The organism is Pseudomonas sp. NFPP04 (assembly GCF_900113815.1).
GTDB classification, from domain to species: Bacteria; Pseudomonadota; Gammaproteobacteria; order Pseudomonadales; family Pseudomonadaceae; genus Aquipseudomonas; species Aquipseudomonas extremorientalis.
Genome location: NZ_FOQS01000004.1, coordinates 124,965 through 146,917, shown reverse-complemented (window position 1 = coordinate 146,917; position 21,953 = coordinate 124,965). Strand labels below are relative to the sequence as shown.

Here is a 21,953-nt window from a genome sequence, read left to right as displayed (position 1 = left end):
GTGCCGGTGTTGGAAAAGAATGTCCCGCATGAGTCTGCGACCGATATTCTACAGGGGCGCAGCGCAATACTAATGAGAGTCCCCGGCATCTGCGGGAAGCGCAGGATGCCGGTTCTTCACCTCGCACCTCAGCCGGCATTTGATACCGATCTGGAGGAGGCGATTGAGATCTTATTGGATACCATATCATGCACGCCGTTGATGCTCTCGACGGTGTTCATCAAGTGCAACTCACTGAATTGCGAAACAGAATAGGTCAAGGAGCCCGGATTGGGTGGAAACCAGTGGCTCGTTGACCCCGAGATCATCGCGCTTTCTATTCCAGCGCGCATGGAGGCCTCGGAGTTGAATGTGGCCAACCCGAAGTTGGGGTCGAAGTAGAACCATTCTTTTTTGCCGCCATTGATGACAACCCCGGCGGTAATTCCGTGTGTTGTATTACCTATCATCAGGCTGGTCGACGTACTGGCATTCGCCAGTTGCTCGATGATTTCTGCAGCCGTCTGCTGCTGCTTATATTGGCCCACATGAAAGTCATGCCTGAGCTTGGCCTGGAAGCGTTGCATGTTTTGTTGAAACACCAGTGTGGCCGGATGCTCGGGATTAGCCATTACCGTGAATAAATTCTCCAGCAGGGTGGCTTGCTTGCCTTCCTGAATGGCATAGGCCATCGAGTTCGCAAACACGGCACATTGCCCCCCCGAGATAGGACTGACTTGGCTGAGGTAAAAGCCCTGTGGCATTGGAATGAAGGTTCCGCCTGCCGTCTTGATGTTTTCACTGAAGTGTTTGGCAAGGGAAAGATTCAACTCGATCGCGCGCTTTTCAACCTGTCGGTACAGACACCCCATTTCTTGAGTCGTCAACCCGGGTTGCAAGGCCAGTTCCTGAAGTTGTGGGATTCTCAGGCCAGGCCTGTACCCCTTTATCGAATCGGGCGTTCCCGCCTTGTAACCCTGCTTGAAACTGTCCGCCTCGAACGCCTTGAGGCTTTCCATTTTGGTGTAGAACGTGTTCGGCAGTTCTTCCAGATCATCTATGCGGCGCTTCAGGCGTCCCAACTCTTGCGCGCTCGGATTGGCTTGCAGTGCAAGTCGCTTGAGCTGCTCAACGTTCAGGGAGGTTGAGTAACCCTCAATCGACGGCGGTGTCCGGCTGTTGAGACCAAGGTGGAAGCCGTCGGGATCCGTTTTCAACGCGTCCGCCTTCAAGTTCGTGAATTTCTCGGCGTAATTGGGGTCTGGCTGGGCGGCAGGAGGCGGGGAGCCCCACCAACTGGCGAACCACTCGGTCGTCGCCGACTCCGTCAACCCTTTGATTTCACCCCCGGAGGCTGCGACAGAGGGCGTGAAGTTTTCCAGAGGTGCCCCGTAGGGTTGAGCCTTGACCGGGTCGTAGCGGTACCATTGCCCATCGTTGAACACGGCAGCCGTATGCATCTTTGTCTCGCCGACCTTGTAGCTGCCTATCGCGGCTACGTCGTACTGGTTGCTGAGGCTTTTCAGCAACCCGTAACTGTCTGATGTACCTCGCAGTATTTGTACGCCTTTAGCCAGTGCCCGAGGGCTTTTGCCCAATAGTCTTACACCGCCAAATACCACGTCGTCTGCGCCCCCCAGCGGATTGAACGCACTGACGGTCGCCGCTCCAATCACGCGCGCACCCTTGGCCAGCTTTGTAGCCGCAGAGGCGGTGATAGCCCCTACCTTGACCAGCTTGGCAGCGGTCGCTGCGCCAGCGGTCAGGAACCCCATGACATCCATCGTCAGATCAAGAGCGCCCGCCACATAGTTGCCGTTTATGAAGTTGACGATGGCCGATCTCAGCGGGATCAGGTCCAGGAAGAAGTTGGCCGCGCGATCCTGTGCTTCAAACTGTTTGTCCAACTGCGTAGAACCTTTGGCCGCTTTTACAACATCGGCATTGTCGATATCCAGGTGCTCGACGAACGCATCGGCAATGTAGGTGCTCCGGTCACTGCTGAAGCTTTTCGGCGTGACTGACGTGTCGCCGGTGTTTTCCTTTTGATTTTCCTGACTATAGCGGGTCGGCCGGAACTCGGTTCGGTGAATTTGCCGTGAGCCTGGACCATAGCGTGTTTCATCGTAATGGTTGCCGCTCCCCAGCTTGGTGATCGTGCCTTTCTGGATGTCAACTTCATAAACAGACGACACGCCGTCGCGTTCGGTTTTTATCGAAAAGGTGGAGTATTTGTGGAGAAGTGTTTTATCCGTGAGATTGATTCTGTACTCGGACTCATGAAAGAAGCGCAGCTTTCCATATTCCAGGTCTTTGCGTTGATCCAGGGGAAGTTTGGAAATGAGGTGCCTGACGGTCGCACTCAAACCTTTCTTTCGCGAAGCAATGGCCTCGTCGAAGTGTTGCTTGAAAGCTGCATTCACGCCGAGCACAGGATTATCATTGATTTCGGCGAGGGGGATACGAGGGTCCTCGGTCGTCCAGGTGTAATGACGGTTTTCCATCATCGCAATGTCCAGCATCGAGAAATACCCTTCAGGCCGCAAGTTCGGGTCATAAAGCGGCATCGCCGTGGATTGATGGCCGGATGTCTGGAGTTTCAACAGGGGTTGTTCAAACGGAATACCTTCACCAAAACGTTCTTTCAGTTTGGCAAGGGCGATGTCCTTACGGTTGGGTATTTCAGCATTGGCTAACGCTTGTGCGTCAATCTGCTCGGCAAACTCGCGGTTGTATTGGGTTCTTAACTGATCCAGTTCTTGATTCGTGTACTGTTTGTCATCTTTTCTCTTGATCAGGCCGTTGACGACCCCCCAATCGACCAGTGCGGTTTGCTGGGCGAGCTCGGTCACCGCCGGATCGGCCTGGGCGGCCTTTTCGGCCTTGATCATGATTTCGTCGAAGCCCATGGTCATCGCCGACCCGGGTGACTCAGCTTCCTGGGTCGCCACCGCGATCTCCAATCGGGTCCAGGCCGGGCTGCCATAAGTGACGTTGTCGGGAATGCCTTTGACCAGGAATGCGGGCGCTGCCTGCGCGAGCAATATCATGGCGGCAACCTTGGCCATCTCCGGGCCAGCCAGGCCGCGCTCAATCAGGTGTTTGACCAACGCCTCGACCACGGCTGACGGGTGCAAGCCCCAATGGGCCGACTGCGCCAGGTCGAACCCGGCTACTTTGTTTCGCTGCGGGTTTGTAAGCGCTTCGGGGTTCAGGATCCGGTTGATCAATACCAGGAGATAGTCATGGATGCTGATGTCTGTGTCGAATCCCTTTATAACTGCTCGCATCGCCCGACCCAGTGCCTGGCCTGTGGGACCGTTCACCATGGATTCAAACGCTTTGACGGGGTCTGTCTTGGCGTCACCAGATAGGGGTTTATTGTCATTGAGGAGTTCAAGGATACCCTGTCCATTGCCCGTCTCGGATGAGTTGGTGTGATCCTTGATGTATTGGAGGGCCGCTGTGTGCAACGTTTGTTGATCGTCCGGACTCAAAGGTGCGGGCCAGGACAGAGCTCCCCCGAAATCGCCAAACGGGTTCGCCAGCGCTCTCTCGCTGACGGCATCCGCCAGCGCGGTCAAGGAAAAATGATTGGTGGGCAGGCCAAGACCAATGCCGCGGATGAAACTCTCCAATGTGACGAGTGTGTCGGGCTGCGTTGGAAAGGATGAATGCGGGTGGATTTCCATCGCGGTGGTTTTGAGTGCGTTCGAGACGGCCGGGGGAGAAGCATTGTGCCCCAGTGTCTTGGCAATTTTGTGCAGCGCTTGCGACAGGGTATGCAGGTTACGCGCATTGCCAATCAGGGTTTTGCTGGAGAGGTTGGCTGTTGTGAGAGAAGTCGGTTGTGGCGCCGGGTTTGCCTGTTGTTGCGCAATGCTCCCAGGCGAAGTGGGTTGGGACAGCTGATGGGTTTGACTGAACGCACGCATGGATGGGTTGGGGGCTGACAAAGACACCGCGTAGAGACTGGTCATGGCTGGGTACCCTTTAGAGATGGACTTGATTCAGTCTTTGCCTGTGGACGTTCCGTATCGCCACGGCGCTTTACTGAGTGCCGGCCTCTGCCACCTGCGTTCCTGCGTCCGCTCGTTCGCTCGGTAAAAGCGACGTATATGGCCTGGTTTGACGTGCGGTTCTCACAATCGGCTGTCATTCATCTCACGGTCCTTTGGCATAAAAATAGCGTTCAACCCCAACTTTGGGGCAAACTCCTGAGTTTTCTGCACTTGGCCAAGGCATGCCCATGACTCCCGCTTCGTCCGTCGATGAAAAGAGCTTTCGTAATCTGCTGAGCCGAAACGTTGCATTGCCCCTGGGCGTGGGCGTGCTCAGCGCGGTGTTTTTCGTGTGCCTGATCACCTACCTGTTGTCGGTGATCCAGTGGGTTGAACACACCGACCGGGTTATCAATAACCTCAATGAATCGTCCAAGCTGACCGTGGACCTGGAAACCGGCATGCGTGGCTTCCTGATCACCGGCGACGAGCATTTCCTCGACCCGTATGAAGTGGCCAAGCCGCGCATCATCGCCGACCTGCGTAACCTGCAGGAGCTGGTAGCGGACAACCCGCAGCAGGTGGATCGCCTCAAGCGCCTGGAAGCCCTGCAGGCCGAGTGGAACAACTACGCCCAGTCGATGATAGATATGCAGCGCACCAGCGGTGACTACCGCAGCGCGGTCAAGGCCGGCCGCGGCAAGCGCCTGACCGATGAAATCCGCAAGGAATACGAAGACGCGGTGGCGATGGAGCAGCAGTTCCGCATCACCCGCAACGAACAAGTCACCCGCACCACGGTGATCAGCGTCACCCTGTATTTGGTCTTTGTGCTGGGCTTGAGTGGCTTCCTGGCGTATATCGGTCGTAAAAATCTTGTTTCTTTATCAGATAGTTACAGCGCAAACCTCATGTCACAACAGAAGATTGCGCGACGCCTCGAACAACAAGCCTGGCTGCGTAATGGCCAGACCGAACTGGCCGAGCAGGTGCTCGGCCAGTTGACCCTGAATATGCTCGGGCGCAACATCCTTCAATTTTTTGCCCAGTACATGGGCTCGGCTGTTGCCGCGCTGTATGTGCGCGAAGAACACGGCGGTCTCAAGCGCGTGGCAACCTATGGCTTCTCCCGCGAGCAGGAGCAACGGGAACAGGCGATCTACAGCGACGAAGGCATTGTCGGCCAGGCTGCCCAGCTCGATCGCCTGATTCGCCTGGATGATGTGCCGGTGGATTACTTCAAGGTCAGCTCCGGTCTGGGTGAAGGGCCGACGCGCAGCGTGCTGGTCATGCCCACCAGTGATGATGACCGCGTCAACGGCGTGGTCGAACTGGGCTTCCTGCGCCCGCTGGAAGAGCGTGACGAAGAGCTGCTGGAGCTGATCGCCGGCAATATCGGCACCTCCATCGAAGCGGCGCGGTACCGCCAGCGCCTGCAGGAAGTGCTGGCCGAAACCCAGCAGCTCAACGAAGAGCTGCAAGTGCAGCAGGAAGAACTCAAGACCGCCAACGAAGAGCTGGAAGAGCAGTCGCGCATCCTCAAGGAGTCCCAGGCCCACCTGGAAACCCAGCAGGCCGAGCTGGAACAGACCAACGAGCAACTCGCCGAACAGACCGAGACCCTGGCCGAACAACGCGACGCCATGGACCGCAAGAACATCGAGCTCAACCAGGCCCAGCTCGAACTGGAAGAACGCGCCGAAGAACTGCAGCGCTCCAGCAAGTACAAGTCCGAATTCCTCGCCAATATGTCCCACGAGCTGCGCACGCCGCTGAACAGCTCGTTGATCCTGGCCAAGTTGCTGGCCGAGAACCCCCAGGAAAACCTCAGCGCCGAACAGGTCAAGTTTGCCGAGTCGATCTATTCCGCCGGCAATGACCTGCTCAACCTGATCAATGACATCCTGGATATTTCCAAGGTGGAGGCCGGCAAGCTGGAGATGCGCCCGGAAAACTCCAGCGTGGCACGGCTTGTCGACGGCCTGCGCGGCATGTTCGAGCCGCTGGCGGCTGATCGCAAGCTGGGCTTCCAGGTAGAGGTGCAGGAAGGCACGCCGACCATGCTGTTCACCGACCGCCAGCGATTGGAGCAGATCCTGAAGAACCTGCTGTCCAACGCGGTCAAGTTCACCGAACAGGGCGAGGTCAGCCTGTCGGTGTCGCGAGCATCGGAGGAGGGCATTGCCTTTACGGTACGCGACTCCGGCATCGGCATTGCGCCAGACCAGCAGGAAAGCATCTTCGAAGCCTTCCGCCAGGCCGACGGCACCACCAACCGCCGTTACGGCGGCACCGGCCTGGGCCTGTCGATTTCCCGCGACCTGGCGGCCCTGTTGGGTGGCTATATCAGCGTGACCAGTGCCCCGGGCAAAGGCAGCACCTTTACGCTGGTGCTGCCGGAACATTATGCAGAGCCAGGGGAGGACGCAGCACCGATCGAGCCGCCGCGCCAAGTGGTGGTGGTGCCCGCACCGGCTCCAGCCAAGGTGTCGCCGCTGCCGGTGGCCGATGCCAGCCAGATCCCGCGTTTCGCCGATGACCGCGACAAGGCCCCGTTCACCACACGCTGTATCCTGGTGGTGGAAGACGAACCTAACTTCGCCCGCATCCTGTTCGACCTGGCCCATGAGCTGGGCTACCACTGCCTGGTGGCCCACGGTGCGGACGAAGGCTACAGCCTGGCCGAGGAATATGTGCCCGACGCCATCCTGCTGGACATGCGCCTGCCGGACCATTCCGGGTTGACCGTGCTGCAGCGCCTCAAGGAACACGCCAATACCCGGCACATCCCGGTGCATGTGATTTCTGTGGAAGACCGCGTGGAAGCCGCCATGCACATGGGCGCCATCGGTTATGCGGTCAAACCCACCACCCGCGAAGAGCTCAAGGACGTGTTCGCGCGCCTGGAAGCCAAGCTGACCCAGAAGGTCAAGCGCGTGCTGCTGGTAGAGGATGATGACCTGCAACGCGACAGCATTGCCCGCCTGATCGGTGACGATGACATCGAGATCACCGACGTCGGCTACGCACAGGCCGCCCTGGACCTGCTGCGCACTAACGTCTATGACTGCATGATCATCGACCTCAAGCTGCCGGACATGCTCGGCAACGAACTGCTCAAGCGCATGGCCACGGAGGATATCTGCTCGTTCCCGCCGGTGATCGTCTATACCGGGCGCAACCTGACCCGCGATGAAGAAGCCGAACTGCGCAAGTATTCGCGCTCGATCATCATCAAGGGCGCCCGCTCGCCGGAGCGCCTGCTGGATGAGGTCACACTCTTTCTGCACAAAGTCGAATCCCAGCTGTCCCATGATCGCCAGAAGATGCTCAAGACCGCCCGCAGCCGCGACAAGGTCTTCGAGGGGCGCAAGATCCTGCTGGTGGACGACGATGTGCGCAACATCTTCGCCCTGACCAGCGCCCTGGAGCACAAAGGCGCGGTGGTGGTCATCGGGCGTAACGGCCGTGAGGCCATCGACAAACTCAATGAAGTCGAAGATATCGACCTGGTGCTGATGGACGTGATGATGCCGGAAATGGATGGTTACGAGGCCACTGCCTTGATCCGCCAGGACCCGCGCTGGAAAAAGCTGCCTATCATCGCGGTGACGGCCAAGGCCATGAAAGACGATCAGGAGCGCTGCCTCGCGGCCGGTTCCAACGATTACCTGGCCAAGCCGATCGACCTGGATCGCCTGTTCTCACTGATTCGCGTGTGGCTACCGAAGATGGAACGCATTTAAGTGGAGCGAAGTTTCTTGGAAAAAAGCAGCGATATTGAGCTGCGCCTGTTGATCGAGGCGATTTACCTCAAGTACAGCTACGACTTCCGGGATTACTCCGGGGCGTCGGTCAAGCGCCGCGTGGCTCATGCCTTGCGCCAGTTTGATTGCGCGACCATTTCCGCCTTGCAGGAGCGCGTGTTGCACGACCCGGCGGCGTTCATGCAGTTGCTGCAGTTCCTGACGATCCCGGTAAGCGAGATGTTTCGCGACCCGTCGCACTTTCTCGCGATCCGCCAGGAAGTGGTGCCGCTGCTCAAGACCTACCCGTCGATCAAGATCTGGATCGCCGGCTGCAGCACCGGCGAGGAGGTGTACTCCATGGCCATCCTGCTGCGCGAGGAGGGGTTGCTGGAGCGTACGATCATCTACGCCACCGATATCAACCCGGCGTCGCTGGACAAGGCCAAGCAGGGCATCTTTTCCCTGGAGAACGTACGCGCCTATACCGCCAACTATCAGCAGGCCGGTGGGCAACGTTCATTTGCCGACTACTACACCGCAGCTTACGATTACGCGATCTTCGATAAAACGCTGCGTGAGAATGTGACCTTTGCCGATCACAGCCTGGCGACCGATAGTGTATTCTCGGAAACTCAATTAATTTCGTGTCGTAACGTACTGATTTATTTCAATAAAAAATTGCAAGATCGAGCGTTTGGATTGTTCCATGAGTCGCTGTGTCATCGCGGCTTCCTGGTGCTGGGCAGCAAGGAGACCCTGGATTTCTCCGCGTACGGCAAGCAATTCGAACCGTTGGTCAAACAGGAACGGATCTACCGAAAGCTATGAATCAAGCGGCTGCCAACCCGGCACAGGTCCGGGGCATAGAGGCTATTGTGATCGGCGCCTCCGCCGGTGGCGTAGAGGCGTTGCTGACGGTATTTGCCCAATTGCCTGCGGACTTCGGCCTGCCGATCATCACCGTGCTGCACCTGCCCGACGAGCGCCGCAGCCAGTTGGCCGAAGTGTTTGATCGCCGCGTCGCCATGTCGGTGGTGGAGGCGCGCGACAAGGAAGTGCTCAAGCCCGGCACGCTGTACTTTGCCGGGCCTGGTTATCACCTGTCGGTGGAACATGATCGCAGCCTGTCCCTGAGTCAGGAAGACCGCGTGCACCATTCGCGGCCCGCAATCGACTTCCTGTTTGAGTCCGCCGCCGATGCCTACGGCACGGGCTTGCTCGCCATCCTGTTGACCGGCGCCAACCAGGACGGCGCCCGTGGCCTGGCCCACGTCAAGCAGCAGGGCGGAACCACCGTGGTGCAGGAGCCCACTGAAGCACGTGTCGCCGTCATGCCCCGAGCAGCCCTGGCGCTGCACACACCCGACCACATTCTGACGTTGAGCCGCATTGGCTCATTGCTGGCTTCGCTGGAATATTCCCCATGTTAAGTACTGTCCAGGCCAAACTGCTGATCGTCGACGATCTGCCGGAAAACCTGCTCGCCCTCGAAGCGCTGATCAAGCGCGAGGACCGCCAGGTATTCAAGGCATTGAGCGCCGACGAGGCCTTGTCCCTGTTGCTGGAGCACGAGTTCGCCATGGCGATTCTCGACGTGCAGATGCCCGGCATGAACGGGTTCGAGCTGGCCGAACTGATGCGCGGCACCGAGAAAACCAAGAACATCCCGATTGTGTTCGTCAGCGCCGCCGGCCGCGAACTCAATTACGCCTTCAAGGGCTACGAAAGCGGTGCCGTGGACTTCCTGCACAAGCCGCTGGATATCCATGCGGTGAAGAGCAAGGTCAACGTGTTCGTCGACCTGTACCGCCAGAGCAAGGCCATGAAGCTACAGGTCGAAGCCCTGGAGCGCAGCCGTCGCGAGCAGGAACTGCTGCTGACGCGTCTGCAGGCCACCCAGGCCGAGCTGGAGCAGGCGGTGCGCATGCGTGATGACTTCATGTCGATCGTCGCCCACGAAGTGCGTACGCCCCTCAACGGGCTGATCCTCGAAACCCAGTTGCGCAAGATGCACCTGGCCCGCGACAACGCCGCCGCGTTCACCCTGGACAAGATGCACGCGATGGTCGACCGTGACGAACGGCAGATCCAGAGCCTGATCCGCCTGATTGAAGACATGCTCGACGTGTCGCGCATCCGCACCGGCAAACTGTCGATACGCCCGGCGCGGTTTGACCTCACACAGCTTGTCAGCAGCCTGGTGGAGAACTTCGCGCCCCAGGTCGCGGCGGCGGATTCATCCATGACCCTGACTGCCGAAGGCCCCGTGGAGGGTCACTGGGATGAGTTCCGCATTGAGCAGGTGGTCACCAACCTGTTGACCAACGCCTTGCGCTACGGGGCCAAGAGCCCGATAGAAGTGCGCGTGTACAGCGAGCATGACGAAGCCCGCGTAGAAGTGCGCGATCACGGCATTGGTATCAGTGAAGACAACCAGAAGCGTATCTTCCAGCAGTTCGAACGGGTATCGGCCAGTCAGGTTGCGGCTGGCCTGGGCCTGGGGCTGTTTATTTCCGAGCAGATCGTTGCAGCCCATGGCGGCACCATCGAAGTCGAGAGCCGGATAGGCGAGGGCGCCTTGTTCAGGGTGTGCCTGCCGTTGCAGGCGACGGCTTGAATTCAATCGTCACCTCGACGCAACCTCTGCGTGACCCCATGGTCGTAATTGCAGCTATTGACCGGACAAAGGCTTCCCATGAGTGAAGATGCACAAGATGTCGTTCTGATCGTCGAGGACGACGAATCCATTATGTTTGTGTTGGGTGAATACCTGGCCGGCCTGGGCTATCGGGTGTTGAAGGCAATCGACGGGGAGCAGGCTTTTGAAATTCTCGCGACCAAGCCGCACCTGGACCTGATGGTCACGGATTACCGTTTGCCGGGGGGGATCTCCGGGGTGCAGATTGCCGAGCCTGCGCTGTTATTGCGACCGGAATTGAAAGTGATCTTTATCAGTGGCTATCCGCAGGAGATCCTCGACTGTAAAAGCCCGATCACGCGCAATGCGCCGATCCTGGCCAAGCCGTTTGATCTCGATACATTGCAAGAGCATATCCAGCGGTTGTTGGCGTGATGACCTTTGCCATGGCGGGGATCCGCCAGCCATGGCAATCAACGACGCTCCTCAGTTTCTGGCTAAGTCCAGTATCTCCTTGACCTTATTGGCATCGAAGATGCCTTCCCCCCCGTCGTCACGCAGCTTGAACGTTCCATCAGGCGCCACTTCAACCCCGACGGAATTGGCGTAGGTAACGGACACATCCTTGCGTTGCAGCATCGCTAACAAGGGTTTGTTGTTATAGACGTCCTGTTGCCGAATCGCGCTGGCAACTCCGACGACACTTCGAGTACGAGTGCCTGCGACGAAGATGACTTTTCCACCGTTCGCCAAGTCTTTTTCAACACCGTTCAACCACGTAAACCCATTACTTCCATTGTTGACGGGCTGCGCCAGGTTGCTCTCGTTCAAGTGCACCAGTGTGCGTTTCTGGTAGATGCCGTCCTTCATGTCTGAGAGCACTACCACGGCCGAACAGTCACTCAGGCCATTGGTGCTGAGCACGGTAGTCCGGTCATTGACGGTATGCGACTGGCCCGTGAATACCTCAAATTTTTCAGCCTTCCCTGTTGTGATGGGGGCGTGTGGCGGCACCGGTTTTGATGGCATTGGCACGGACGTTTTAATGACGATTGGCATTTCACTCAACTCCTTCACGGTTTTGTCCGAGACGGCGGTAGTCTTTTTCCATGAGTCGTCATACACGCTGACTTCAAACTCCAACTTGTCCGGGTTTTTGCTGTGAGTTGTGTATTGAACCGGCAGGTCTTTATCGGTGAACACCTTGTGCAGGCCTCGCTTCATAGCCTCCGGGGTACTGAACGTTGCTATCCCAAAATTGGGGTCATAAAAAAACCACTTTTTATTCACGCCTTCGCCCATGACCCCTGCCATCATTGCGTGCCCAGGGATGCCAATCATCAGCGTTTTCGGTGTATCGGACGTCGCCAACTCATCAAGCATTTCGTGGTAACCCATTTCTCGGCGCATCTTGCCAGCATGAAATAACGTCGGACCGGTCAGTTGTTTTTGTACGGTCGTCAACTGGTCAATGAACGCCCGCGAAGCAGGGTCGGTCGGGTTTGCGGCGGCCGTGTACAAGTTGCCAATAAACTTAGCCTCGGTGCCTTGCTGCATGGCGCTCGCCATCAGTCTGGACATGGCTGAGCATTGGCCTTGGGAGAGTGGATTGGTCTGACTGAGATAGAACACCTGAGGGGCTGCTACAAAGCGGCCACCGGCTTCGCTGATACTTTCATAGAATCGGTTGACCCCTTTAAAACCGTGCTGTACCGCCAGCCGTTCTACGTGTCGAACCAACGTGCCGATCTGCTCCGGCGTCAGTTGTCCTTGGGTTGCCAGCTTCATGATGTCTTCAGATTTCATAGCCGCGCGATAACCCGGTACTGATTTCGGATCACCATTGTCATATCCCTTTTGGAATTGCGTCTTGTCTGCCGCGTTTTGATGGCGTTCAACCATCTCAGACCAGCGTTGACGCGTGCGTGCTGACGCCGGAGTCATTACTCGCTCTGTTGTTTCCCATTTGCCCAACGCCTGTTCCCCTGACAGAACTGAGGGTTGAAAGTCGTCCAGCGCCTTGCCAAATGGGAGACCCTTCACGCTGTCGAAGGCGTACCATTTGCCTCCGCTCAGGACGGCCGGGCCTTCCATGATCGTGTCTTGCAGCTTGAATGTTCCGAGAGCACTGGCGTCGAACCGTTTGCTGGCGTTGATCAGGTCATAACTGTTGGTTCCACGCAGCAGCCGATAGGCGTGAGTGGAGCCTTTCTTTCCGGCATTTGCCAGGGAGATGGCCAGGTCGCCTACGCCATCAAGCGGGTTGAGCGCACCGATCGCCGTTCGCCCCAGTATTTTCCCGCCATAAGCCGCTTTGGTCAGTATTGAAGCCCCCCCCTGGAGGGCCTTGATACCTTTTGCCGCCCCCGCTGCCCCTAGAAGGAAGCCGAAGGCATCAAGTGTCAGGTCCACGATACCGTCGCCATAGCGTCCCTCTTTGAAGTTATTGATTGCAGACCTCAAAGGAATCAGGTTCAGCATGAACTCCATGGCGTTCTTGTAAAAGGGCACCTCGACATCGAATGTGGTCTGGCCCGCGGCAAGTTGTCTGGACGATTCAGTATCCACCTCTTTTACCATGGCGTTCGCTATGTAAGATGTACGCTCGCTGCTGAAGCTGAGGGGGATACCCGCTGCACCCTTTGTTTCATCGGTTATTGTGTCAGCATAATTTCCCGATGGGATGACGGCCTGGTACTCCGTATAGCGCGAGACGCCTCTGGGACGGGCCTCGCCCACGACGAAATCCCCGAGGTCGTCACGGGTGCGGATCTTGTTTTGCTTGATATCGATTTCATAAATATTGACCTTGCCGGCGCGCTCGGTCCTGACCAGAAAACTATGACCTTCGGAGACCGTCGTGCTGCTCTTTGGGGCCTGACTGTAAGGCCAGTACTCATGAATGACGGGCTTGGCCAGCGTGATTTTTCCGAATTCGAAGTTTTGCCGATCTGACAGGCTTAGCCCTGCGATCAAATGCTTGACCTGGGTCGCCACGCTTCTATTTATTTTGTCTGAATAGTTCGGGAAGGCGACCCGAAAGTACTCTCGCAAGTTCGGAAGGCTTTTGAGCGTGTCTTGCATCGCGTCGAAGTCGACATCACGAGAGGTCGATACCCATTTGTTTGCTGAATCGGCCTGGTCGCGTGTGATTCCATCATAAAACCCAGGGGTTCCCCGTGCAGCGTCATGGATGTAAAGGTCCAGGACTGAATAGGGGCCTGGAAAGTCCAGATGCTGACGTTTCAACTGGATGCACTTCTTCTCGAAAAGTGCGGGGTCCATATCCGGGAAGGCTTTTTTCAGCTCTTCCAGGCCCTTCCTTTTGACGTCAGGTACTTCCATTGAGTGCGCTGCTGAAGCCGCCCTCAATTCGTTCAACTGTTGATCGAAGGCGACCTGCACCGCGCGCATCGCCTCAACAGTCTGTGGACAGTCCATGCCATTGACGACGGCCCAGTCCTTGAGTGCTTCTTGCTGGGCCAGGTACTCTGTCAGGCGTTCCTCTTGTGTAATGGGGGCGATGTCCGCAATACGCATGACATGCTCGTAGGTCATTGTTGCCGTTACACCAGGCGCAGCCTTTTCAAGGCGTCTGACGGCCGTGACCAAACTGACCCACATATGAGTGCCGAACTTCACCTCATTGGGAATCTCCTTGACCAGCATTTCCGGGGCTTTGACTGATAAATAAATATATGCTTGAAGTCGCGCTTTTTCGTAGGACGATGACTGGCCGGTATCGAGCAAGTGATTGGTGATATCCAGGATGAGATCCGACGCTGAGCAGCCACCGTTTCTCGCATCAGTCAACAGAAACCCTGCTACCTGATGTTTACCGTGCTCGGCGCGCGAGGAGTCCACATGCATAAGCGTGAACAGCCATTCAGTGAGCGTGCCCTTGACTGACCGGGCAGCGAACTTGGCTTGAACGGCTTGCCCCAGCGCCTGGCCTTTTGGCGATTTAATCCGTGTGTCAATCAAATCACGCGGTTTGTTGAAGGCTGAAGGCTCGATAAATTGCCCGTCCATCAAATACTCAAGTACGTTCTTGAAGCGCGTGAGGTCAATGTCGCCAAATTTGCCGTGTCGCAGGTCGGCTTCCAATTGAGTTACAGAGGTTTCATCCAGTGCAACAGGCCAGGCCAGCGCCCCCCCATAGTTACCATTGGGGGGACTTTGAAGCGGTGGGGTGCGTAGTTTTTTTATGAGGTTCTGCACTTGCGCCAGATCGGTTGGCACCTCCCACCCCTCGCTTTCGAAAAACTGCTTGAGAGTAGGGGTGGTGCCAGCGTGTACATTATGAGTGTCGCGATGAACCGAGAGATGATATTCCGCCATATATTCCGGTATGTCAGCGGGGCCAGACTCAAGCATTTTAGCCAATGACGTCATCAGCTCGACCACATTCAGACGGGTTTGGTTGCTCCCCAGCATAGCTTTATGAGCGGCCAATTCGTGTTCGCTGCGCGCCTCCTGCAACGCCGAAAACACTGGGTCATTCACCAGTTGGAAACCTGCTCCTGCCTCGAGTTGGGCTGCCCGCTCCTGATTGGAGGGGGCTGGATTAATGTGCAGTTCCTTGTAGAAATCCCTGATCAGCCCTAAGGGCGCGATATTGCTGGTTTTCGCTTGGGGAGGCTTGAATGTGAGGAAATACGCACCTGACGCAATAACACGCGCCGCGATCATCAACGGCTTACCAATCGCAGCCCATTCCGCGTCATCCTTTCCCAATGAGCGCTTGATCTGACGCGGATCCGAATGACGCTTGAGTTTGTAAAAAATCTTCCCCGTCCCCGGGTTGAGTTCTACCGAGTCGGGGTCGATGTCTTTGCTATTCATCCACTGGGCGAAGTCGGGCGCCTGGAAGGCGTGCCTCAACTGCGCCCACCATTGACCGAAGGTTGAATGGGGAGCAATAGGGGAGACAGGCATGTCAGAGTTGTAGCCGCTGGGTGCGCTGGCCAATGCCCGTCCATACTGCCTGGACAGCTCCAGATCACCTTCGGTCCGGCTGCTTTCGGCAACGGCTTGCGACGCTGCGCTTTCAAGGCGGGGAGCATGCTGCACTGTGATCGGGGGTGGAGGTTGAGTTAGCGAGATTGGCTTCGGGTTTTGCGTGGTCTGAACATGGGTTGCAGTCGTCATAGGCTCTCTCAACGGACGGGCTATTGAATACGGGTGAGCACGTGCGCTGCCCAGCCTGTTGAGCATTTGTATCCAAATAACTACTATCGATTCCGATTGAGCCACACTCAATGATTGCCGGAAATGTCGGCCAAGAGCCCGCACCACCATTTGACGCGGGCAGCTATTGCTTGATCATTTCTCGGACTTTTGCCGTCAATAGATCGAACGTGAACGGCTTTGTGATCAGTTGCATGCCCGGGTCGAGGAACCCACCCCGCACGGCTGCATGCTCGGCATACCCCGTAATGAACAGAACCTTGAGTTGCGGGCGTATCTGCCGGCCGATTTCCGCCAATTGACGACCATTCATACCGGGCAGGCCAACGTCGCTGATCATCAAATCTATACGCTGTTCCGACTCGATAATGGGCACGGCGGAGTTGGCGTCGACAGCTTCCACATACCCGTAGCCCAGCTCCTTCAGAACCGCGCTGACCAGCACCCGCACGGCCGGGTCGTCTTCAACAATCAGCACGGTTTCACCGGCATTGGCGAACGGCAGCAACGCCGGATCCACCACGGCATCGGCGACAACTTCACCGATAAACCGTGGCAGGAACAGGCTCACCGTGGTGCCTTTTCCCACTTCACTATGGATGGTCACATGGCCATGGGACTGGCGGGCGAAGCCATAGATCATCGAGAGCCCAAGGCCGGTGCCCTGGCCGATGGGCTTGGTGGTGAAAAAAGGGTCGAACACGCGGCCCATCACACTTTCCGGAATGCCACAGCCGGTGTCGCTGACGCTCAACTCAACGTAGTCACCGGGCTTCAAGGTGCCATAGGCGGCGGTGAACACGCTGTCGAGATGTCGGTTGGTGGTCTCCACGGACAGGCTGCCGCCACCGGGCATGGCGTCGCGGGCATTGATGACCAGGTTGAGCAGGGCGCTTTCCAATTGGTTGGGATCGGCCTCGGCCGTCCATAGATCAGTCGCCAGACGCATATCCAAGCGAATACTTTCGTTGATGCTGCGTTGCAGCAGCTCCCCCATGGAGGTAACCAGGCGGTTGATCTGCACCGGTTTGGAATCAAGGGATTGACGGCGCGAGAACGCCAGCAGGCGGTGGGTGAGGCCGGCGGCACGGTTGGCCGAGGTCACCCCCAGGTCGATCAGGCTGTCGAGGTCGTCCAACTTGCCTCGCGACACACGCCTGCGCAGCAGTTCCAGGCTGCCGATGATACCGGTGAGCATATTGTTGAAGTCATGGGCGATACCACCGGTCAATTGGCCGACGGCTTCCATTTTTTGTGATTGGCGCAGTGCCTCTTCATTGCTGCGCAGTTGGGCGGTACGTTCCTCGACTTGCTGTTCAAGGGTCTCCAGCGTGCGTTGCAGGCGCAGCTCACTTTCGCTGAGGTCGATCAGGCGGTCGCGGGCTTCGTATTGCCGACGGCGACCGCGCAAGGCAGTGCTCACCAGGCTGATCAGCGTTACCGGGTGGAAGGGGCGCTCCAGGAAGGTCACATTGCCCAGCAGGCCGCTCAGGTGGGAGGAGCCATTCTGTTCGGTCCCGCCGTGGTGGGTCATCAACACAATGGGCAAGTCCGACCATGCCGGCTGCTGGTGCAGGTAGGTCAACAGCGGGTCAAGATCCACCCCACGCAGGGCTTCGGCGGCGATGATCAGCAGCCCGGCGCCCTCATGCAGGGCCTCGCACAATGCCCCAAGGTTGCTGGCGACGATGCCGGCGTACCCGGCTTCATTGAGCATCATCAGCGCCAGCGAGCCATCGCGTCCCATTGGCGCCAATACGATTGCACGCTCGGAGACCGGAATGAGGCCCGTCACACCCCCTCATCCTTGAGCAGCGGGGAGCCGGCGCCCATGTAGGTCGGAATACCGCGCAGGACCCCCTGGAAATTATCCAGCGGTTCGCCAACCGTCATCCCCTGGGCGCCAATCCGGTATTCACGAATAGTGGCTTCATGGCTGCCGGTGCGCTTCTTGATGATCGAGATGGCGCGGCGCACCTTGCCCAATGCTTCGAAGTAGCGCAGCAGAATGACCGTATCGGCCAGATAGGTGATGTCCACAGGCGCCTGCATGTCGCCGACCAGCCCGTGTTGGGCGACGGTCATGAACGTCGCCGCGCCGCGGCGGTTGAGGTAGAGCAGCAACTCGTGCATATGCAGGATCAGCGCATTTTCTTCGGGCATGGCCGCCTGGTAGCCGTTGATGCTGTCGATCACCACCGTCTTGATGCCGCGCTCATCGACACAGCGGCGCACCCGGTGGGAAAACTCGCCCGGGGACAATTCGGCCGCATCCACCTGTTCGATCAGCAGGTTACCGGTCGCCTGCAGGGCGGCTAGATCGATCCCCATGTTTCTCATGCGCTCGAACAGCAGCCCCAGTTCTTCATCGAAGATAAACAACGCGGCTTTCTCGCCCCGCGCCACGGCCGCTGCGGCAAAGATCATCGAGATCAACGACTTGCCGGTACCGGCCGGGCCGAGGATCAGGCTGCTGGACCCGGTCTCGACACCGCCGCCCATCAACGCATCCAGCGCAGCGATGCCGCTGCTCAAGGTCTCGCGCTTGTAGCCGCCACGATGTTCGGCCGCCACCAGGCGCGGGAATACATGGACGCCGTCGCCCATGATGGTGAAGTCGTGAAAGCCGCCTCGGTATTTCTGGCCGCGGTACTTGACCACCCGCACGCGACGGCGCTCGGCACCGTAGTTGGGGGTCAGCTCTTCCAGGCGGATCACGCCATGCGCCACGCTGTGCACGGTTTTATCGAGGGATTCGGTAGTCAGGTCGTCCAGCAGCAGCACTGTGGTGTCGTAACGCACGAAATAGTGCTTGATCGCGAGGATCTGCCGACGGTAGCGCAGGGAGCTTTGTGCGAGCAGGCGGATCTCCGAAAGACTGTCGATGACCACACGCTTTGGCTTGACCTTTTCCACCACTTCAAAGATCTGGCGCGTGGCCTCGCCCAGTTCCAGGTCGGAGGAGTACAGCAGGCTCTGCTGGTGGTCGGCGTTGAGCAGGCTTTCCGGCGGCGTCAGTTCGAAGATATGGATATTGTCATCCAGGTCCCAGCCATGGGACTTGGCGCCTTGGCGCAACTCACGCTCGGTTTCCGACAGGGTGATGTACAGCGATCGCTCGCCGGCTCTGGCCCCGGCCTGCAGGAAGTGCAGGGCGACCGTGGTTTTACCGGTGCCGGGTTCACCTTCCAGCAGGAACAGGTGACTGCGCGAAAGCCCTCCGGCAAGAATGTCATCAAGACCGTCAATGCCAGTGGCCGCTTTCTCTTCGGGTAATTGCGCTTGGGATGTAGACAAGAAGTGCCCTCAGGTCACATACGAGTAGAGGATGCGCGCCCAAATGGACGCGCCATGTTCTCTTGACCGTAGCAATTTGTGGCGGTTCAACAAATTCCAGTCCGGCCTACAGGCCTTGCTGCAATGCAGGATCGTCCGGATTCTGTTGCTCGAGCTGGGCGAGCAGGACCTGGACGTTCTGCAACTGGCCGCTTTCTTTCCAATAATTGACCAGCAATACCCGGGCTTTGCGATTGGCCGGGTGGCGTTGGATGATCTCTTCGAGTTGGCGTTGCGCAGCCTCCAATTCCTCTTGCGCATGCAACGTCGTCGCGAGGTCGTAGCGGTAATCCTGATTATCCGGCTCCAGCTCCACCGCCTTGGACAGGCCGAGCAGGGCGTAGGGGCGTTCACCATGGTGCAGCAGCCACATGCCCAGCGCATGTTGCAGGTAGGCCGACTCCGGATGCGCGGCCAGCTGGCGTGCCAACAATTGGCGGGACTCCTCGGTCTTGCCTTGCTTGTCCAGCAGCTCGATCTGCGCGACCACGGCTTGCAGGTTATCCGGTTGCAGGCGCATGGCCTGCTCAAGCGCGTTTTGCGCGTCCGGCAGCAGGGCGCTGTGAATGTACAGGCGCGCCAGTTGAATCCAGCCTTCAGCGGTTTCGGGCTGGGCCTTGAGCTTTTTCACAAACTCATCCAGCACCTGCTGCAACGGCCCGAAGTACAGGCCCAGAGTATCGGGAGACAGGCCAAGCAAGGCATTGGCGGCGGCAAACCGTACCTCTTGCTCGGGATCATCCAACACCGGGCCGAGCAGCAGCGTGCGCTGGCCGGTGGGCACCAGGCCGACAATGCTGTGGATGGCAGCCTCGCGTACCAGCGGTGAGTCACTGGCCAGGTCTTTGTCCGCCAGTTTCAGCGCCTGGGGGCTGGGGTAGTTGGGCAGTTCGGCGTGCAACGCGGCGCGGCGCTCGGGCGACAGATCCGGCCGACCCAGTTGCTGATACAGCACGCGTGCCGCTCCAGGCTCACCGTTGCGCGCCTGTTTCAAGGCTTTTGAATAACCGTGGGCAATCGCGGGAGGCACGGCTACAGGGGTGGCGCGAGAGAAATACCAGGTGATCAGCACAATCAACAGCAGGGCGCACAGGCCGACGATGGAATAACGGCGTGACTTTGACATGCAGGCGTCCGAAAGCGAGGGCAGCAAAGCCGTCAGCTTCGGTCAGACCACGGCGGGTGTCAAACCCGCGTCAGGTGAGCACGTAGTCCACCGGCTCCAGGGGCGGCGGCAGGTCGGTTTCACCGAGGGCGGCCAATACTTCGCGTTCCAGGGTGCGCAGGAGGGCATTGCAGGGCAGGTCATTCTCGTCAAAACCGAACGGGTCCTCCAGGTCATCGCCGATTTCATCGAGGCCGAAGAAGGTGTAGCTGACAATCGCGGTGAACACTGGCGTCAACCATCCCAGCGGCTCGGCCATGGCAAACGGCAGCAAAATGCAGAACAGGTAAATGGTGCGATGCAGCAGCAGGGTGTAGGGGAAGGGCAGCGGCGTGCTCTTGATGCGCTCGCAGGACGCCTGCACCTGGCTGAGGCTCACCAGTCGGGTTTCCCATTGTGTGTAGCGCCACTCGCTGATCACACCTTGCTCGGCCAGCACTGAAAACCGGGCGCCCAGCCGTTGCAGCAGGCTGTCGGGGAGGTTGGGGTGACTGGCCTGGACCGTACCCCACGGCTTGATGGCCCGGGCTTCATCCTCATGGCGCAACCGTGCAACCAGGCCGTGGGCGAAGCCGCACAGGCTGCGCAGCAGGCCAGCACGCTCAGCCGGATCTGTGAGCACCTGGGTTTCGCGGATCAGCGAACGCACATCGATGATCATCTGCCCCAATTGCTTGCGGCCTTCCCACCAGCGGTCATAGCAGGCGTTGTTGCGAAAACTCATGAAAATCGACAACGACAGCCCGAGCAGGGTGAACGGCGTGGCATTGACCTTGGAGAAGTAGGCCGGGTGCAGGGTTTCCACCAGCACGATCACCGAGGCCAGCAGCGTGACCAGCAGGCTGCGCAGGGCGATGCGCTTGGCAATCGAACCCTTGAGCGAGAACAGGATGCCGAGGAGGTTGGGTTTGGGACGGACTATCATGCAGAGATGGGCTTCTTCAGGTGGCGCAAGCCATCAGGTTAGAAGCAAGCGTCGCAAGCGTCCAATCGCTTGGGCCGACCGGATGATCGGTGGGGTCGATGACTGGCCAAAACAGTCAGGCAGGTTGAAGGCTTTGACCATTGTCGGCGGGCGGCTCTGGCGCGACTATCTCGACGATTCGGACCGTTCAAGGAAACAACAATGCAGATTGAAAACAAGAGCTTCCTGGTCAGCGGGGGCGCATCGGGCTTGGGCGCGGCGACTGCCGAGATGCTGATTGGCGCTGGCGCCAAGGTCATGCTGGTGGACCTGAATGCCGACGCCGTGGCAGCCAAGGCCAGGCAGCTTGGCGACAACGCACGCAGCTGCGTGGCGGATATCAGCCAGGAAGCGGCTGCCGAAGCGGCGGTGCGGGCGACGCTTGCGGCGTTTGGCGGTTTGCATGGGCTGGTGAACTGCGCCGGTGTGGTGCGTGGCGAGAAAATCCTCGGCAAGAACGGCCCCCATGGGCTGGCGAGCTTTGCCCAGGTGATCAACGTCAACCTGATCGGTAGCTTCAACCTGCTGCGCCTGGCCGCCGCCGCCATCGCCGAAACCGAGGCAAATGCCGATGGCGAACGCGGCGTGATCATCAATACCGCTTCGGTAGCGGCGTTTGACGGGCAGATCGGCCAGGCGGCGTATGCCGCATCCAAGGGCGCCATTGCCAGCCTTACGCTGCCTGCAGCACGTGAGCTGGCGCGCTTTGGTATTCGCGTGATGACCATCGCCCCCGGCATCTTTGAGACCCCGATGATGGCCGGCATGACGCCGGAAGTGCGCGACTCCCTGGCCGCTGGCGTGCCATTCCCGCCGCGTCTGGGCAAACCCGCCGAATACGCCGCGCTGGTGCGGCACATCATTGAAAACAGCATGCTCAATGGCGAGGTGATCCGTCTCGACGGTGCCTTGCGCATGGCGGCCAAATAAG

The 21,953-nt window shown here is 58.5% G+C and carries 12 protein-coding genes; 6 read left to right on the top strand and 6 right to left on the bottom strand.

The genetic code is table 11. The features are described from left to right. Positions 1–128: 128 nt before the first annotated feature. The gene (locus BM017_RS10370; protein ID WP_092243645.1) at positions 129–3,959 is read right to left on the bottom strand and encodes a hypothetical protein; all 3,831 of its coding nucleotides are present in this window, start codon (positions 3,957–3,959) and stop codon (positions 129–131) included. A 269-nt stretch (positions 3,960–4,228) separates the two neighbouring features. Here BM017_RS10370 and BM017_RS10365 point away from each other — a divergent pair, with 269 nt between their 5' ends. The 5 genes from BM017_RS10365 (at position 4,229) to BM017_RS10345 (ending at position 10,802) form a co-directional block, all read left to right on the top strand. Next, positions 4,229–7,726 carry a response regulator gene (locus tag BM017_RS10365; RefSeq protein WP_092243642.1) on the top strand — a complete coding sequence of 1,166 codons (3,498 nt, stop codon included), beginning with the start codon at positions 4,229–4,231 and terminating at the stop codon, positions 7,724–7,726. After that, the gene (locus BM017_RS10360; RefSeq protein ID WP_012724198.1) at positions 7,727–8,557 is read left to right on the top strand and encodes a CheR family methyltransferase; all 831 of its coding nucleotides are present in this window, start codon (positions 7,727–7,729) and stop codon (positions 8,555–8,557) included. Next, entirely contained in the window at positions 8,554–9,159 is a 606-nt protein-coding gene (locus tag BM017_RS10355) for a chemotaxis protein CheB (protein WP_092243639.1), read from the top strand. Before BM017_RS10360 ends, BM017_RS10355 begins: the two co-directional genes overlap by 4 nt. Continuing rightward, a complete protein-coding gene (locus BM017_RS10350) occupies positions 9,153–10,346 on the top strand; it encodes a hybrid sensor histidine kinase/response regulator (protein ID WP_092243636.1) in 1,194 nt (397 codons plus the stop codon). Before BM017_RS10355 ends, BM017_RS10350 begins: the two co-directional genes overlap by 7 nt. Before the next feature lie 78 nt (positions 10,347–10,424). Beyond that, positions 10,425–10,802, top strand: a complete 378-nt coding sequence (locus BM017_RS10345; protein WP_092243633.1) for a response regulator — start codon at positions 10,425–10,427, stop codon at positions 10,800–10,802. Between the two features lie 51 nt (positions 10,803–10,853). Here BM017_RS10345 and BM017_RS10340 read toward each other — a convergent pair whose 3' ends face one another. The 5 genes from BM017_RS10340 to BM017_RS10320 form a co-directional block, all read right to left on the bottom strand. Then, complete coding sequence (locus tag BM017_RS10340; RefSeq protein WP_092243630.1) at positions 10,854–15,518, bottom strand: hypothetical protein; 4,665 nt, start codon at positions 15,516–15,518, stop codon at positions 10,854–10,856. A 163-nt stretch (positions 15,519–15,681) separates the two neighbouring features. Continuing rightward, the gene (locus BM017_RS10335; RefSeq protein ID WP_092243627.1) at positions 15,682–17,352 is read right to left on the bottom strand and encodes an ATP-binding protein; all 1,671 of its coding nucleotides are present in this window, start codon (positions 17,350–17,352) and stop codon (positions 15,682–15,684) included. Continuing rightward, complete coding sequence (locus BM017_RS10330) at positions 17,349–18,854, bottom strand: ATPase domain-containing protein (protein WP_092243624.1); 1,506 nt, start codon at positions 18,852–18,854, stop codon at positions 17,349–17,351. Before BM017_RS10330 ends, BM017_RS10335 begins: the two co-directional genes overlap by 4 nt. A gap of 106 nt (positions 18,855–18,960) precedes the next feature. Continuing rightward, positions 18,961–20,019: a tetratricopeptide repeat protein gene (locus tag BM017_RS10325; protein WP_092243621.1), complete on the bottom strand. Its 1,059-nt coding sequence runs from the start codon at positions 20,017–20,019 to the stop codon at positions 18,961–18,963. Between the two features lie 70 nt (positions 20,020–20,089). Next, the gene (locus BM017_RS10320; RefSeq protein ID WP_092243619.1) at positions 20,090–20,983 is read right to left on the bottom strand and encodes a bestrophin family protein; all 894 of its coding nucleotides are present in this window, start codon (positions 20,981–20,983) and stop codon (positions 20,090–20,092) included. A gap of 201 nt (positions 20,984–21,184) precedes the next feature. Between BM017_RS10320 and BM017_RS10315 the strand changes: the two genes are divergently transcribed. Then, positions 21,185–21,952 (top strand): SDR family NAD(P)-dependent oxidoreductase, encoded by a 768-nt coding sequence (locus tag BM017_RS10315; RefSeq protein WP_071488294.1) that lies wholly within the window; start codon positions 21,185–21,187, stop codon positions 21,950–21,952. Position 21,953: the final 1 nt, after the last annotated feature.

Coding starts and splice junctions, on each gene's coding strand:
- BM017_RS10370 (WP_092243645.1), bottom strand. CDS start 3,959: ATGACCAGTCTCTACGCGGTGTCTTTGTCAGCCCCCAACCCATCCATG.
- BM017_RS10365 (WP_092243642.1), top strand. CDS start 4,229: ATGACTCCCGCTTCGTCCGTCGATGAAAAGAGCTTTCGTAATCTGCTG.
- BM017_RS10355 (WP_092243639.1), top strand. CDS start 8,554: ATGAATCAAGCGGCTGCCAACCCGGCACAGGTCCGGGGCATAGAGGCT.
- BM017_RS10350 (WP_092243636.1), top strand. CDS start 9,153: ATGTTAAGTACTGTCCAGGCCAAACTGCTGATCGTCGACGATCTGCCG.
- BM017_RS10345 (WP_092243633.1), top strand. CDS start 10,425: ATGAGTGAAGATGCACAAGATGTCGTTCTGATCGTCGAGGACGACGAA.
- BM017_RS10340 (WP_092243630.1), bottom strand. CDS start 15,518: ATGACGACTGCAACCCATGTTCAGACCACGCAAAACCCGAAGCCAATC.
- BM017_RS10325 (WP_092243621.1), bottom strand. CDS start 20,019: ATGTCAAAGTCACGCCGTTATTCCATCGTCGGCCTGTGCGCCCTGCTG.
- BM017_RS10320 (WP_092243619.1), bottom strand. CDS start 20,983: ATGATAGTCCGTCCCAAACCCAACCTCCTCGGCATCCTGTTCTCGCTC.
- BM017_RS10315 (WP_071488294.1), top strand. CDS start 21,185: ATGCAGATTGAAAACAAGAGCTTCCTGGTCAGCGGGGGCGCATCGGGC.